Annotated in this window: 16 protein-coding genes; 8 read left to right on the top strand and 8 right to left on the bottom strand. The window is 67.2% G+C overall.

Annotation, left to right across the window (positions count from 1 at the left end; translation table 11 throughout):
• Positions 1 to 7 precede the first annotated feature (7 nt).
• Positions 8 to 1,288 (top strand): beta-ketoacyl-ACP synthase, encoded by a 1,281-nt coding sequence (locus GR303_RS10680; RefSeq protein ID WP_161721957.1) that lies wholly within the window; start codon positions 8 to 10, stop codon positions 1,286 to 1,288.
• Between the two features lie 4 nt (positions 1,289 to 1,292).
• Positions 1,293 to 2,039, top strand: coding sequence for an SDR family NAD(P)-dependent oxidoreductase (locus GR303_RS10675; protein WP_161721958.1), 747 nt, complete (start codon positions 1,293 to 1,295; stop codon positions 2,037 to 2,039).
• Here GR303_RS10675 and GR303_RS10670 read toward each other — a convergent pair.
• Entirely contained in the window at positions 2,011 to 2,529 is a 519-nt protein-coding gene (locus tag GR303_RS10670) for a hypothetical protein (protein ID WP_161721959.1), read from the bottom strand. The two genes, GR303_RS10675 and GR303_RS10670, sit on opposite strands and share 29 nt — an antisense overlap.
• Before the next feature lie 106 nt (positions 2,530 to 2,635).
• Here GR303_RS10670 and GR303_RS10665 point away from each other — a divergent pair, with 106 nt between their 5' ends.
• The 4 genes from GR303_RS10665 to GR303_RS10650 all read left to right on the top strand — a co-directional run bounded on the left by GR303_RS10665 (position 2,636) and on the right by GR303_RS10650 (position 6,534).
• Positions 2,636 to 3,442, top strand: coding sequence for an MBL fold metallo-hydrolase (locus tag GR303_RS10665; protein WP_161721960.1), 807 nt, complete (start codon positions 2,636 to 2,638; stop codon positions 3,440 to 3,442).
• Between the two features lie 226 nt (positions 3,443 to 3,668).
• Positions 3,669 to 4,691: a zinc-binding dehydrogenase gene (locus GR303_RS10660; RefSeq protein WP_161721961.1), complete on the top strand. Its 1,023-nt coding sequence runs from the start codon at positions 3,669 to 3,671 to the stop codon at positions 4,689 to 4,691.
• 129 nt (positions 4,692 to 4,820) lie between these two features.
• Positions 4,821 to 5,768 carry a lipid A biosynthesis lauroyl acyltransferase gene (locus GR303_RS10655; RefSeq protein ID WP_343038397.1) on the top strand — a complete coding sequence of 316 codons (948 nt, stop codon included), beginning with the start codon at positions 4,821 to 4,823 and terminating at the stop codon, positions 5,766 to 5,768.
• A 28-nt stretch (positions 5,769 to 5,796) separates the two neighbouring features.
• Positions 5,797 to 6,534 (top strand): DUF1223 domain-containing protein, encoded by a 738-nt coding sequence (locus GR303_RS10650; protein ID WP_246205361.1) that lies wholly within the window; start codon positions 5,797 to 5,799, stop codon positions 6,532 to 6,534.
• Here GR303_RS10650 and GR303_RS10645 read toward each other — a convergent pair.
• The 3 genes from GR303_RS10645 to GR303_RS10635 form a co-directional block, all read right to left on the bottom strand.
• On the bottom strand, positions 6,531 to 7,142 hold the full coding sequence (locus GR303_RS10645) for a TPM domain-containing protein (RefSeq protein WP_161721963.1): 612 nt from the start codon (positions 7,140 to 7,142) through the stop codon (positions 6,531 to 6,533). The two genes, GR303_RS10650 and GR303_RS10645, sit on opposite strands and share 4 nt — an antisense overlap.
• Positions 7,143 to 7,883: a TPM domain-containing protein gene (locus tag GR303_RS10640; RefSeq protein ID WP_425487095.1), complete on the bottom strand. Its 741-nt coding sequence runs from the start codon at positions 7,881 to 7,883 to the stop codon at positions 7,143 to 7,145.
• 133 nt (positions 7,884 to 8,016) lie between these two features.
• Positions 8,017 to 8,622 (bottom strand): LemA family protein, encoded by a 606-nt coding sequence (locus GR303_RS10635; RefSeq protein ID WP_161721965.1) that lies wholly within the window; start codon positions 8,620 to 8,622, stop codon positions 8,017 to 8,019.
• A gap of 148 nt (positions 8,623 to 8,770) precedes the next feature.
• Between GR303_RS10635 and GR303_RS10630 the strand changes: the two genes are divergently transcribed.
• Positions 8,771 to 9,412 (top strand): LysE family translocator, encoded by a 642-nt coding sequence (locus GR303_RS10630; RefSeq protein WP_161721966.1) that lies wholly within the window; start codon positions 8,771 to 8,773, stop codon positions 9,410 to 9,412.
• On the opposite strand, the gene GR303_RS10625 is transcribed toward GR303_RS10630, so the two are convergent.
• The 4 genes from GR303_RS10625 to GR303_RS10610 all read right to left on the bottom strand — a co-directional run bounded on the left by GR303_RS10625 (position 9,384) and on the right by GR303_RS10610 (position 12,818).
• A complete protein-coding gene (locus GR303_RS10625) occupies positions 9,384 to 9,881 on the bottom strand; it encodes a hypothetical protein (RefSeq protein WP_161721967.1) in 498 nt (165 codons plus the stop codon). The genes GR303_RS10630 and GR303_RS10625 overlap by 29 nt on opposite strands.
• A gap of 90 nt (positions 9,882 to 9,971) precedes the next feature.
• Positions 9,972 to 11,285, bottom strand: coding sequence for a dual-specificity RNA methyltransferase RlmN (gene rlmN, locus GR303_RS10620; RefSeq protein WP_201751991.1), 1,314 nt, complete (start codon positions 11,283 to 11,285; stop codon positions 9,972 to 9,974).
• 143 nt (positions 11,286 to 11,428) lie between these two features.
• Positions 11,429 to 12,142 carry an invasion associated locus B family protein gene (locus GR303_RS10615; RefSeq protein ID WP_201751990.1) on the bottom strand — a complete coding sequence of 238 codons (714 nt, stop codon included), beginning with the start codon at positions 12,140 to 12,142 and terminating at the stop codon, positions 11,429 to 11,431.
• Between the two features lie 295 nt (positions 12,143 to 12,437).
• Positions 12,438 to 12,818, bottom strand: coding sequence for a YkvA family protein (locus GR303_RS10610; RefSeq protein WP_161721968.1), 381 nt, complete (start codon positions 12,816 to 12,818; stop codon positions 12,438 to 12,440).
• 81 nt (positions 12,819 to 12,899) lie between these two features.
• On the opposite strand from GR303_RS10610, the gene GR303_RS10605 reads away from it, so the two are divergent.
• Entirely contained in the window at positions 12,900 to 13,685 is a 786-nt protein-coding gene (locus tag GR303_RS10605; RefSeq protein WP_161721969.1) for an SDR family NAD(P)-dependent oxidoreductase, read from the top strand.
• Positions 13,686 to 13,687 lie beyond the last annotated feature (2 nt).

Raw genomic sequence — 13,687 nt, 5'->3', positions numbered from 1 at the left:
GAAGGCTATGGCGCTTCGCGACACGAAAGGCCGCCCGCTCGTCGCCGTCACCGGCATGGGCACGGTCACGTCCCTCGGCCAGGGCAGGGACGACACTTGGGCAGCCCTCACGGCAGGAAAATCCGGCATCCACCGCATCGAGCGCTTTCCCACGGAGGGCCTGCGCACCACGATCGCCGGCACCATCGACTCGGTGGACGTGGAGCCCTTCTGCGCGCCCATGCTCTCCGAGCGGCTCGCCATGCTGGCGGCCGAGGAGGCGGTGGCCCAGTCGGGCCTGAGCCACGAGAGCTTTCCGGGAGCGCTCTTCATCGCGGTGCCGCCGGTGGAGATGGAATGGCCCCAGCGAGAGGCGCTGGCCGAGGCCTCGGGCCAGACCGGCGAGATCACCTACAAGGATCTCCTGAAGGCCGCCGGCACCGGTCGCTTCAAGGCGTGGCACGACCTGTTCATCTTCGGCACCGTGGCCGACCGGGTGGCCGACCGCTTCGGCACCCGGGGCTCGCCGATCTCGCTCTCCACCGCCTGCTCGTCCGGCGCCACCGCGATCCAGCTCGGCGTCGAGGCGATCCGCCGGGGCGAGACGGATGCCGCCCTGTGCATCGGCACCGACGGCTCGGTCAATCCGGAATCCCTCATCCGCTTCTCCCTGCTCTCGGCGCTCTCGACGCAGAACGAGAACCCGGAGGGCGCCTCAAAGCCCTTCTCCAAGAACCGCGACGGCTTCGTCATGGGCGAGGGCGGCGCGGCGCTCGTGCTGGAGGACGCGGAGAAGGCCAGGGCGCGCGGCGCCAGGATCCTCGGCTATGTGCTCGGCTGCGGCGAGAAGGGCGACGGCTTCCACCGCACCCGCTCCTCGCCCGACGGCATGCCGGCCATCATGGCGATCCGCCAGGCGCTCGAGGATGCGGGCCTCTCGCCGGAGGACATCGACTATATCAACGCCCACGGCACCTCGACGCCGGAGAACGACAAGATGGAGGCCATGAGCTGCACCGCCGTGTTCGGCGAGCGCATGGCGAGCCTTCCGATCTCCTCCAACAAGTCGATGATCGGCCACACGCTCACCGCCGCCGGCGCGGTCGAGGCGGTGATGTCGCTCATGACCATCGGCACCGGTCGCATCCCGCCGACGATCAACTACCAGGTGCCCGATCCCGCGATCCCCCTCGACGTGGTGCCGAACGTCGCCCGCGACGCGCGGGTGTCCTACGTGCTCTCCAACTCCTTCGGCTTCGGCGGCCAGAACACCTGCCTCGTCTTCGGGGCCGATCCGAAAGGGGCTTGAGATCATGACCCGGGTTCTGGTGACGGGCGGGGCTAAGGGCGTCGGCGCCGCCATCGTGCGGGCGCTTGTCGCCGCAGGCCATGATGTGGATTTCACCTACCGCTCGTCGGGTGAGGCTGCGAAGGCGCTCGCCGATGAATTAGTGGCAGCCAACCCGGGCCGCACCGTCACGGCGCATTCGCTCGACCTCGCCGACAAGGCGGCGCTCGAGGCCTTCTGCGAGAGCATCGAGGGCGAGAGCTTCTTCGGGCTCATCCACAATGCCGGCCAGCCCTACGATGCGCTCGCCGCCATGATGCAGCAGGACAAGGCCGAGGCCGCCATGCAGGTGAACTTCTGGTCGCTGACCCGCATCGCCAAGGCGCTCATGCGCGGGATGATCCGCGCGAAGGCCGGGCGCATCGTCGCCATCGGTTCGGTGGCGGCGCTGCAGGGCAATCCCGGAAACGCGGCCTATGCGGCCTCCAAGGGCGCGCTCATCTCCTATTGCCGCACCTTGTCCGTCGAGACCGCCAAGCGGGGTGTCACCGTGAACGTGATCGCGCCGGGCTTCATCGACACCGACATGATGGCGCCCTACGCGGCCTACCGCGACAACATGGAAAAGCAGATTCCGGCCGGGCGCTTCGCCAAGCCGGAGGAGATCGCGGGGCTCGCCGCCTTCCTCCTGAGCGAGCCCGCCGCCTACATCACCGGCGCGGTGCTTCCCATCGACGGCGGCCTCACGTCGATGCTGGGCGTGCATCGGTAGCGCGAAAGTAGCGCATCATGAGGGCAGCCCACCAGCCGACGCTCATGCCCGTTCCGAGACCGGCGACGGCATAGGGCAGGGTGGACCGAAGGCTCTCCTCGACCAAGTCACGGTTGACGGCCATCGAAACTTCGATGGCATAACGCATCCCGAACAGGATGAGGCCGGTCACGAGCCAGAACGCGGTGCCGGGCATGTGGATGAGCCCTTGCGTCCGGTCGATGCCGATCCGCAGAACCATCGCCCAAGTTGCCCCGACCCCAAGCCCCAGGAGACAACCCGCCAGCCAGAGCGGGAGACTATCGGCAAGAGGCGCCGAATTGAGAAGCGTGCCGAGCGCCACGGCCAGGAAGATTCCAGGAACAAGGCTGAGGCGGGCAGGGCTTCTGCGGCCGGGGCGCATGGCCGTCATGCCGAGATAGACGATCAGCACGAGAATGCCCCAAACCCATAGAGGGGTGCCGCTGATGACCGACAGGACAGATTGCACGTGCGTATCCTCAGCCCGAAAGATATATCATCATACAGCGTTCGGACAGGAAGTCTGCCCCTTGGGCAGCCATGACAAAGAGCTTTTCGCCTAGCCAGGAGCCTTCATGACCCGCTTCATCTGCGTTCAATGCGGCACTCAATTCGCCGAGACGCCTGCACCGCCGCCCTCATGTCCGATCTGCGAGGACGAGCGCCAGTACGTTCGCTGGTCCGGACAGGAATGGACCACCGTCGAGGAATTGCGCACCAAGCACCGCAACGTCTTCACCGAGGAAGGCGGCCCCATCGGCATCGGGATCGAGCCGGACTTCGCCATCGGGCAGCGGGCGCTCGCGATTCCTACGGGCGATGGCGCCATCCTGTGGGACTGCGTCTCCCTGGTGAAGGAGGAAGCGGTCGAGCGCATCCGGCGCATGGGCGGCCTCAAGGCCATCGCGATCTCGCATCCGCATTTCTACTCCGCGATGGCCGAATGGAGCGAAGCATTCGGCGGAGCGCCGGTCTATCTCCACGAAGACGACCGGTCATGGGTCATGAATCCGCACGGGGCGATCCGGTTCTGGTCGGGCGAAACCCTGGAGATCGCGCCGGGTTTCACGCTGATCCGCACCGGCGGGCATTTCGAGGGCAGCGCGGTGCTGCATCATGCCGCCGGCGCGGATGGCGGGGGCGACCTGTTCGTGGGGGATACTCTCTCGGTCCTTCAAGACCGCCGCCACGTCAGCTTCATGCGCAGCTACCCGAACTTCATTCCGCTCAACCGCTCCGCTGTCGAGCGGATCGGTGCGGCCTTGGCGCCTTATCCGTTCCAGCGGATCTTCGGAGCCTCCGCACACCGGAACATCCTGCAGGACGGAAAGGCGGCTCTGGTCCGGTCCGTCGAGCGTTACTTGAGAGCCATTCGGGATTGAGGCGCAGCCTCACCTCTCCCGAGCGGGGAGGTCGCACCGCAGGACCGGAAAAGGATCCTCCCGCACACTCGAATTGATGGATTCCCTTTCCCTCCGCTGCGCTCCGGCCGGGAATGACACAAACCTTGTCATCAGCTCCGTCGCCCTTTAAGCCGCCCGAAACAGATTTCTCCGTCATCGCCGCTCCTGAACCTGCCGGCGGTGACGCCGACCAGGATTGTCCCTCATGCGCTCCCTCCAGTTGTTCGGCGACCGTGACCTCCGCATCACCGAGATCGACGCTCCGCCGCCGCCCGCTCCCGGCGAGGTCCAGGTGCGGGTGAAGGCGCTGGCGCTGAACTTCCTCGACGTCTGGGGCTTTCGCGGAATGGCCTTCGCCAAGCGCAAGATGCCCCAGGCCGTGGGCGTGGAGGCCTCGGGCGAGATCGCGGCGGTGGGCGAGGGCGTCACGCGGTTCAAGGCGGGCGATCCGGTGACCATGTACGGGGCCGAGACCTGCGGCCATTGCAAGGCCTGCCAGAAGGGTTGGGACAATCTCTGCGAGAACGTCGCCGGCATCATGGGCTTCCATATCGACGGCTTCGCCCGCGAGCTGATCAACCGGCCGGAGCGGCTCGTCATCCCGGTGCCGAACGGCGTCTCCTTCGAGCAGGCGGCGTGCGCGCCCATCGGCTTCGGCACGGTGCAGCACATGCTGTTCGACAACGCCAAGCTGGAGCCCGGCGAGTCCATCCTCGTCCATGCGGGCGGCTCCGGGATCGGCACGGCGGCGATCAAGATGGCCAAGGCCATCGGCTGCACGGTCTATACGACCGTGGGCGACGACGAGAAGGCGGAGAAGGCGAGGGCGCTCGGGGCCGATCACGTGATCAACTACCGCACCGAGCGCTTCGAGGGCGAGGTGCGCCGCCTCACCAAGCGCAAGGGCGTCGACGTGGTGTTCGAGCATGTGGGCGCCGAGACCTGGAACGGCTCGCTGCTCTGCCTCAAGCGCGGCGGACGCCTCGTCACCTGCGGCTCCACCTCGGGCGTGTCCACCACCATGAACCTGATGCAGCTCTTCCAGCAGCAATACCGCATCTTCGGCTCCTTCGGCTGCCGGATCGAGAACATCGCCCAGTCGCTGGACAAGATGGCTGGCGGCATGACCCCGGTGATCGACTCGGTCTTCCCCCTGGACGAATTTCAGAAGGGCCTGGAGCGGCTCGAGGGCCGCAAGGTCTTCGGCAAGGTGCTCGTGACGTTCTGAGCCGAGCCTGCCCCACCGGAACCATTCGCCGCGACCCCGGGTCTTGACGAAACCGGCGCCCCGCGAAAAAGACGCGGGGCCTTTTCTTTTCGAGCCGGGCCCATCCGGCTTCTCACAGGACCCGACGCCGTGCAGCCCAGCCACCGCCCCCGCAGCCTTCTCTCGCGTCTCACCGAGACGGTGATGGTCGGCGTCGTGCGCGGGGTCTTCGCCCTGTCCCGGGCCCTCGGCCCCGAGCGCTCCGGCGCGGTGGGGGCGGCGCTCACGCGCACCATCGGGCCGCTCCTGCGGGCTCACAAAACAGCCGTGAACAACATCCGAGCCGCCTATCCGGAGAAATCCGAGGCGGAGGTGAAGGCCCTGGCCCTGGCCGCCTGGGACAATCTCGGCCGCACGGGCGGCGAATATCCCCATCTCGGGCGCCTGTTCGACTTCGATCCGGACAGCGAGGTGCCGGGCCGCACGGAGGTCGACGGCATCGAGCACTTCCTGAGCCTGAGGGATGATGGAAGGCCCGGCATCGTCTTCTCCGCCCATCTGGCCAATTGGGAGCTGCCGGCGATCTGCGCCGCGCGGTTCGGGCTCGACACCACGGCGGTGTTCCGGGCGCCCAACGATCCGGCCATCGCCCGCGTCCTGCACGAGATCCGCAGCGAGACCATGGGCAATCTCGAGGCCGCGCGCCAGGGCGCGGCCTTCGCCATGCAGGGAGCGCTGGAGAAGGGCGGGCATCTCGGCATGCTCATCGACCAGCACTTCACCCGCGGGGTGATCGTGAACTTCATGGGCCGCCCGGCCCTGGTGAACCCGATCCTGGGAAAATTCGCCCGCCGGTTCGACTGCCCGGTCCACGGGGTGCGGGTGATCCGGCTGCCGGGCCACCGGTTCCGCCTGCAGCTCACCCCGCCCCTCGACCTGCCGCGCGATCCCGACGGCCAGATCAACGTGCAGGGCGCCATGCAGGCCATGACCTCCGTGGTGGAGGAATGGGTGCGGGAACATCCCGAGCAGTGGCTGTGGATGCACCGCCGCTGGCGGGTGCCTGCAACCGCTCAAGGTAACGTGAGTTCACCTTGAGGCCCAATTCATGTTCCATGGCGGGATCATGGCATCGCGTTTGAGATTCTTCCCGGCGGCGCTCGCCTTGGCCGCTCTCCTGCAGCCGGCACGCGCGGAGCAGCCGCGTGCGGTCGTGGAGCTGTTCACGAGCCAGGGCTGTTCGTCCTGCCCGCCGGCGGACGCGCTCCTCGTCGAATATTCCCGCCAGCCCGACATCGTGGCCCTGTCCCTGCCGGTGAACTACTGGGATTATCTCGGCTGGAAGGACACCCTCGCCCATGTGGCCTTCACCGAGCGGCAGAAGGCCTATGCCCATTCCCGCAAGGACCGGCAGGTCTTCACGCCGCAGATGATCGTCAACGGCAAGAAGTCCTCCATCGGCTCCGACCGCGACCAGATCGAGCAGGCGATCCAGGCCACCACGAAGGGCCGGAAGGCCCTGCCGGTTCAGGTGAAGCTCAGCGAGACGAACGGCACCGTGACGATTGCGGTCGAGGAGACCCCCGATACTGCCCAGCGTGAGGGCGAGATCTGGGTGCTGCCCGTGCTGAGGTCGCAGACGGTGCCCATCGAGCGTGGCGAGAATCGGGGCAAGACCATCACCTATGCCAATGTGGTGCGCGGCCTGAACCGGGTGGGCGAATGGCGCGGCGGCTCCGCCCGCTTCGAGGTGCCCCTCGAAACCGCCCTCAAGGGCGGGGACGGCTATGTGGTGCTGCTCCAGAGCACCGATGCGGCCCGTCCCGGCGTGATCCTGGGCGCCGCGAAGGGGCCGGGCCTCTAATCGAGCACGATGATTTTGTTGGGCAGCTCGTCCACGTCGTCCAGGCGGGGCGGCGCGTGCTCGGCCAGGATCGCGCCCGTGCGCCGGATGGCCTCGATCAGCCCCTCCGTCATGCGCCCGGACCCGATCGCCGCCGTCAGGTCCGCCACGATGCCGGCCCAGACCTCGGGATCGACCCGGTCCGCGATGCCCGTATCCGCCAGGATCTCCGCGTGGCGCTCGGCGAGGGCCAGGTAGATCAGAACCCCTGTCTTCTCCCGCGTGCGGGTGAGCCCGCGGCGCAGGAACTCGCGCGCGGCGGCCTCGTGGGCCTGGGCGCGCTTGAGCGAGCGCGGCACCAGGGCAAAGCGCAGCCGCGGCCAGGAGAGGACGAGGCTCAAGGCCAGGGCCGTGGCGAGCTGGATCAGGAAGATCCGCGCGGCGCTGATGTCCGTCAGCCAGATCAGCGGCCAGGGCGTGGCGAGGGAAGCCAGGAGCCCCCAGAGCACCGGAACGGCGCGGTAACGGTCGGCCTGCTGCGCGACGACGAGCACGATCTCGCCGGAGGTCTCGTCCTCCACGTCGCCGATCGCCTGAGCCAGGCGGGCCTGTTCCTCGGCTGAAATCATCTACCAGCTCCCCGAGGCGCCGCCGCCGCCGGACGATCCCCCGCCGCCGGAGAAGCCTCCTCCCCCGGACCACCCTCCGCCGCCGGACCAGCCGCCGGTGGTGACGATCCACGGCCCGTGGCGGCTTCGCCGGATGCCGCGCGAGCGGCCCGCGCCCATCAGGCGCGAGACGAGGAAGAACAGGATCAGGAGGATGATGAAGGCGACGACGGGATCGATGGAGGCGGTGCTCTCCTCGCGCACCTGCGCCCGGCGCTGCCACTCCTCCGCGTCGCCGGTGAGGATCGAGAGCATGGCGTCGACGCCCGCATCGATGCCGCCCGAAAAGTTGCCTTTCTGGAACTGGGGCGCGATGGCGGTGGCGATGATGACCTTCGAGAGGGCATCCGTGAGCGCCCCCTCCAGCCCGTAGCCTACCTCGATGCGCACCTTCCTCTCCTGCGGCGCGACCAGCAGAAGGGCGCCGTTGTCCTTGTCCCTCTGGCCGAGCCGCCAATGACGGAAGAGGCGGTTGGCGTAGTCCTCGATCGTGGTGCCTTCGAGAGAGCGAACCGTCGCGACCACCACCTGGTCCGTGGTCCTGTCCTCATGCGCCTTGAGCTTCGCTTCAAGGGTCGCGCGCTCCTCTGGCTTGAGGAGATTGGCAGCATCGACCACGCGGCCGGTGAGGGGCGGGAAGGCCTGGGCGAGGGCGGGGAGGGGGAGGAGGATGAGGAAGGCAGCGATGAGGAGCACCAGCACCCTCTCCCCCCTTGTGGGGGAGAGTTGGAGAGGGGGGTGTGAGCGATGGCCTATGAAGGTCTGGCGCCAGCACCCCCCTCCCTGGCCCTCCCCCACAAGGGGGGAGGGGAAAACTTGGGCGCATGTCATCCCGTCAGAACTTCACCTGCGGTGGGCGCTCGGAGCCGGATGTGGCGGTGAAGGTCTCCATCGGCTTGGCTTCCGGATAGAGAATGCCCGCAATCCAGCGGCCGGGGATGGTGCGCAGCTCCGTGTTGTAGGCCTGCACCGCCGCGATGTAGTCGCGCCGCGCCACCGCGATCCGGTTCTCCGTGCCCTCGAGCTGAGACTGCAGGGCGAGGAAGTTGGCGTTCGACTTCAGCTCCGGGTAGCGCTCCACGGTGGCGAGCAGACGCCCCAGCGCGCCGGAGAGCTGGTTCTGCGCCTCCTGGAACTGCCGGAATTTGTCCGGATCCGTGACGGTGGAGGCATCGACCTGCACCTGGGTGGCGCGGGCGCGGGCCTCCGTCACCTGGGTCAGCACCTCGCGCTCCTGCTGGGCAAAGCCCTTCACGGTCTCCACGAGGTTGGGGATGAGGTCGGCCCGGCGCTGATACTGGTTCTGCACCTCGCTCCAGGCAGCCCTTGCCTGTTCCTCCAGGGTCGGGACGTTGTTGATGCCGCAGGCAGACAGGCCGAACGCCAGGATCAAGCCGATGAGGCCCGAGCGGATCCGAGCGGTTGAGAGCAAAGCCGTCATGTCTGTCCTTCTCGCGGTTCTTGGTTCTTCTTACCCCGCCCGGATCAACAGATGGAGCACGGGCGGCGTTTCAACAAGCGCCTTTCCGGTAGCCGTGCACACGGGATTGAGGCATGATCCCGCCGTCTTCCGCATCCGGACTTGCCCGATGACCTTTCTGCCCGACGCCAGCACCCTCCTCACCTACTCGCTCGCCGCCACCCTGCTCTTCATCACGCCGGGGCCGGACATGAGCCTGTTCCTGGCCAAGACCATGGCGGGCGGGCGCAAGGCGGGCATGGCCTCCATGCTCGGCGCCATGGCGGGCTGCTGCGTTCACACGCTGCTTGCGGCGCTGGGTCTCTCGGCACTGCTGGCGGCCTCCGTCACCGCCTTCACGGTGCTGAAGGTCGTCGGCGCGCTCTACCTGCTGTGGATGGCCTTCGATGCGGTGCGCCACGGCTCGGCCCTGAGCCTGAAGGACGAGGGCCGGGCGGAGATCCCGTTCTGGAGGACCTTCTTCATGGGGGTGGGCATCAACCTCACGAATCCGAAGGTGGTGCTGTTCTTCGTGACCTTCCTGCCGCAATTCGTGAGCGCCGCGGACCCGCATGCGGCCGACAAGCTGCTGTTCCTGGGCCTCTACTTCATTGCGCTCACCGCCCCCATGGGCGCCCTGATGATCCTGGGCGCCGACAAGGTGATCGCGCTGCTGCGCGGCCATCCGAAGCTGATGCGGGGGATCGATTATTCCTTCGCCGGCCTGTTCTCGGTCTTCGCGGTCAAGATCCTGACGACATCGGCTCGGTAGGCTCCCGTCGCCGCGGCTCGCGCCCGCCGATGATGGCCCAGTAGACGAGGCCGGCGACCGCTCCGGTCAGCCCGAGCACGAAGCTGATATGCAGCTCCTCGGCTGTGGCGATCCGGGCCTGACCGCGCAGGATCCAGGGCACCGCCGCCGTGAGCATGCCGGTGGCAAGCGTGTGCCACAGGAGGCTGCGCATCCCCAGCACCTCGCTGACGATGGCGACAAGCAGCGGCGGGAAGATCAGCAGCGTGAACATGATCCGGCCGACGGTCAGGAAGGCATCCGCCACGACCGGGCCGGGGTCGTCCGCTGCGAACACCGCGTCGATCAGCGACCAGAAGCCCATGAACAGCGTGTCGCCGGTGAGCAGCCTCATCACGGGGTCGACGATGGAGGCGATGAGGAAGAACGTGCCGCTCGCGCCGATGGCGATGAGAAGCGCGAAGGGGATGAGGATGAGCCAGCGGATCATGGCGCACACGCTAAGGGAAGCTCACGGCATGCGCCAGCAGGCTGTGGATGACGGCGCCGCGCCGAGGGTCGAACGCGGCGCTCTTCGGGCCTATTCGCTGTCGCCGAGCGCATACACGCCCTCGGCCCCGATGCCCTGTTCGGCCATCATGCGGGCGCGGGCGCGCAGCTTCTCGGTCTCGCTCTTGAGCTGGCCGCAGGCGGCGAGGATGTCGCGGCCGCGCGGGGTGCGCACCGGCGAGGCGTAGCCGGCGCGGAAGACGATCTCGGAGAAGCGCTCGATCCGCTCCCAGTCCGAGCACTCGTATTTCGAGCCGGGCCAGGGGTTGAACGGGATCAGGTTGATCTTGGCCGGTATGCCCTTCAAGAGCCGCACGAGTTCGCGCGCATCCGCATCCGAGTCGTTCACGCCTTTCAACATCACGTATTCGAAGGTGATGCGGCGCGCGTTCGACAGGCCCGGATAGGCGCGGCAGGCGTCGAGCAGCTGCTTGATGTCGTATTTGCGGTTGATCGGCACCAGCTCGTCGCGCAGTTCGTCGCGCACGGCATGGAGCGAGATCGCCAGCATGGTGTTGGCCTCGGCGCCGAGGCGCTCCATCTGCGGCACGACGCCGGAGGTGGAGACGGTGATGCGCCGGCGCGACAGGGTCAGGCCCTCGCCGTCGGACATGACGTCGATGGCGGCGATCACGTTGTCGGTGTTGTAGAGCGGCTCGCCCATGCCCATGAACACGATGTTGGACACGAAGCGTCCGCCGTCGGTGGGAACGAACGCCCCTTCCGGCGGCGTGGCGCCGGGCCAGTCGCCGATGGCATCGCGGGCGACGATGAGCTGCGCCACGATCTCGGCCGAGGTCAGGTTGCGCACGAGGCGCTGGGTGCCCGTGTGGCAGAAGGAGCAGGTGAGCGTGCAGCCGACCTGGCTCGACACGCAGAGCGTGCCGCGGTCGACCTCCGGAATGTAGACGCACTCGATCTCCGCACCCTTGTCGAGGGGCCCCGTGGAGGCCATGCGGATCAGCCACTTGCGGGTGCCGTCCTTCGACACCTGCTCGGAGACCACCTGCGGACGGGCAAGGGTATAAGCGGCCGCCAGCTTGGCACGCAGCTCCTTGCCCACATTGGTCATCTCGGCGAAATCCTTGGCGCCGCGGAAATAGATCCAGTGCCAGAGCTGGGCCACGCGCATCTTGAGCTCGCGCTCCGGCACGCCGATGGCAGACAGCGAGTCCTTCAGCTGGTCGCGGGTGAGGCCGACGAGGGAGGCGCCGCCGGGAGCGGCGCCTGCCGCAACGGTCAGCTCCGCCGTCTTTTCAACGAATCCGGCCGCGCGCGCGGCATCGCTCACGGCGACGGGGGCCGCATTGGGGTTGCGCTTGGCGATGTCGAGCACCGTCGCCATGGGAGATCACGAGCCTCGTTGTTGGGAGTCGGCGTGCCCTATAGCACGATTGCGCCGGAAAAGTGAGCTTCAAAACGCAAAATTCCGGGCCTGAGGCCCGGAAGATGCATATTGGCTGATTGATTTTCAACCGTTTGGAAGCCTTACGAGGCGCATTCCTTGCGGGCGTGCTCCAGGGCCTTGCTGAAGCCGTTGAGGGAATAGCGATCGGTGAGGTTCGAGCCGCGGGCCGACTGCGTCTTCACCGTCATGGTGCCGCTCTTCGCCATGGTGGCGATGGCCTGGCCCTCCTCGGCGGGGTTCTTCAGCCAGGCATTGGCGGCCTTGGTGATGAGCGCATAGGACGTGTTGCCGACGGAGACCTCCGCGGGGCCGTTCTCCTTGGCAGCAAAGCCGAGCACAAGGGCGACCTCGTTCTTCACGTTCTCCGCCGGGCGGAAGGACACGAAGAGATAGGCCGGGTCCCGGGTGACATTCTTCGGCAGCCGGTCCTGAGGCTGACTCAGGGCGTAGCAGATCTTCGAGCGGCCGGTCTGGGCCGTGTAGACGCCCCAGTCGCCATAGGACGTGAGCAGCGAGGCGCCGCCCGGGCCGGTGGCGGCCTGGGCCGGCTTGGCAGCTGCCGCTGCCGCCGCTCCGGCAGCCGCGGCTGCGGGCTTGGCTGAAGAAGGCTTGGCCGCTGCAGGCTTGGCCGCAGCAGGGGCCGGCTTGACCGGCGCAGGCTTGGCCGGCGCCGGGCGGGTCGAGGGCTGCGCCGAACGCTGGGCCTGGGCCAGAGCTGCAGGCCCGGTTCCGATCGCGAGAATCGCGGAAAACATGCCCGCGGCGATGCCGCGCTGGAAAGATGCAGTAATCATGGGGCGGACCATACAGGCGGATGGTTAAGAACTCTTCACCATCTCCGTTAAGGCTGCGGTTGAGGATTGGCGATGCGTCGAAACGCGGCGGGACATGCCCCTTCAGCCGAGGTTCGACAATAAAAAGGGCCGCCAAGGCGACCCGGTCAGTATCCTTCAAAGCTTGTCGTTCTTGAAAAAGGCCGGAGGAGAAAATCACTTGCTGCTAACGGAGATCATTTATAGCGGCTGGAAATAACATTGCAATAAGTCGATATTCCCTGGGCTGAATAAAGTCTCGACGACTATCGCTAGGTTAGCCCAGAGGATCCCTCAAGATGGTGTGGGCCTTCTCCCGGTGCTCGTCCGTAATGGAACCGGCCACCTGGGTGATGGCCGCGGCGAGCACGGCCGCATCGTCGGCAAAGCCGATCAGGGGCAGGAGGTCGGCCACCGCATCGGTCGGGAACACGAAATAGGCGATGGCGCCCAGGAGAATCAGCTTCACGCGGCTCGGCGTTGCGGGGTCGGTGGCGCAGAGGAAGGCGGCCACGAGATCCTCCGCGAAGGGGATCTTGCCCGCCACGCGCTTGAGCTTGTCCCAGAACCGGCGCTTCAGGCCCTCCTCGTCGCGGGTGGCCTGCCGCATGGCCTCCATCTCGGCCTTGGTAAAAGGCTTCATGAAGGGCTCGCTCATGATGATGCACTCCTGACTATCGTCTGGTTCCCGTTGCGGCGAGGATACCGTAAGACACCCGCGCACCAAGGGAGAAAACCGATGAAGCTCGACAAATTGATGGCAGCCATCGTCACCGGAGGCGCCTCGGGTCTGGGCGAGGCCACGGCCCGGATGCTCGCAGCCCACGGCGCGAAGGTGGCCATTCTCGATATGAACGCCGAGCGCGGCGAGCAGGTTGCCCGCGAGATCGGCGCCGTGTTCTGCAGGGCCGACGTGACGGACGAGGCCTCGATCGATTCGGCACTGGCCCAAGCGCGTGCGCAGAACGGCATCGAGCGCATCCTCGTCAACTGCGCCGGCATCGCGCCGGGCAAGCGCACGGTGTCGAAGAAGCGCGACACGGGCGAACTGATCCCGCACGACGTGGCAAGCTTCCGCCGCGCGGTCGAGATCAACCTGATCGGCACCTATGCCATGGTCGCGAAATGCGCCACCGCCATGGCCGGGCTCGACCCCGTCACGCCGGATGGCGGGCGCGGCGTCATCGTCAACACCTCGTCGGTGGCGGCCCAGGACGGCCAGATCGGGCAGGCGGCCTATGCCGCCTCCAAGGGCGGCGTGCTCGGCCTGACGCTCCCGGTCGCCCGCGACCTGTCGGGCTTCGGCATCCGGGTGATGACGATCATGCCGGGCCTGTTCCACACACCCCTCTTCGAGGGCATCGCGGAAGACTACCGCAAAGCGCTGGAAGCCAACGTGCCGTTCCCCTCGCGCCTGGGCCGGCCCGAGGAATACGCGAATCTCGTGAAGGCGATCATCGAGAACGACATGCTCAACGGCGAAGGCATCCGCCTCGACGGCGCCCTGCGCATGCAGCCGAAGTAAGC

The organism is Microvirga arsenatis (assembly GCF_009910705.1).
GTDB lineage: Bacteria > Pseudomonadota > Alphaproteobacteria > Rhizobiales > Beijerinckiaceae > Microvirga > Microvirga arsenatis.
Note: the sequence above shows the minus strand (reverse complement) of the source record. Positions and strands in the feature narration are given on the sequence as shown.

Bases quoted from the DNA above. Each gene is read 5' to 3' on its own strand.
- GR303_RS10625 (WP_161721967.1), bottom strand. From the start codon at position 9,881: ATGATCCGCTGGCTCATCCTCATCCCCTTCGCGCTTCTCATCGCCATC.
- GR303_RS10665 (WP_161721960.1), top strand. From the start codon at position 2,636: ATGACCCGCTTCATCTGCGTTCAATGCGGCACTCAATTCGCCGAGACG.
- GR303_RS10660 (WP_161721961.1), top strand. From the start codon at position 3,669: ATGCGCTCCCTCCAGTTGTTCGGCGACCGTGACCTCCGCATCACCGAG.
- rlmN (WP_201751991.1), bottom strand. From the start codon at position 11,285: ATGGCGACGGTGCTCGACATCGCCAAGCGCAACCCCAATGCGGCCCCC.
- GR303_RS10630 (WP_161721966.1), top strand. From the start codon at position 8,771: ATGACCTTTCTGCCCGACGCCAGCACCCTCCTCACCTACTCGCTCGCC.
- GR303_RS10635 (WP_161721965.1), bottom strand. From the start codon at position 8,622: ATGACGGCTTTGCTCTCAACCGCTCGGATCCGCTCGGGCCTCATCGGC.
- GR303_RS10650 (WP_246205361.1), top strand. From the start codon at position 5,797: ATGGCATCGCGTTTGAGATTCTTCCCGGCGGCGCTCGCCTTGGCCGCT.
- GR303_RS10615 (WP_201751990.1), bottom strand. From the start codon at position 12,142: ATGATTACTGCATCTTTCCAGCGCGGCATCGCCGCGGGCATGTTTTCC.
- GR303_RS10675 (WP_161721958.1), top strand. From the start codon at position 1,293: ATGACCCGGGTTCTGGTGACGGGCGGGGCTAAGGGCGTCGGCGCCGCC.
- GR303_RS10605 (WP_161721969.1), top strand. From the start codon at position 12,900: ATGAAGCTCGACAAATTGATGGCAGCCATCGTCACCGGAGGCGCCTCG.
- GR303_RS10610 (WP_161721968.1), bottom strand. From the start codon at position 12,818: ATGAGCGAGCCCTTCATGAAGCCTTTTACCAAGGCCGAGATGGAGGCC.
- GR303_RS10680 (WP_161721957.1), top strand. From the start codon at position 8: ATGGCGCTTCGCGACACGAAAGGCCGCCCGCTCGTCGCCGTCACCGGC.
- GR303_RS10645 (WP_161721963.1), bottom strand. From the start codon at position 7,142: ATGATTTCAGCCGAGGAACAGGCCCGCCTGGCTCAGGCGATCGGCGAC.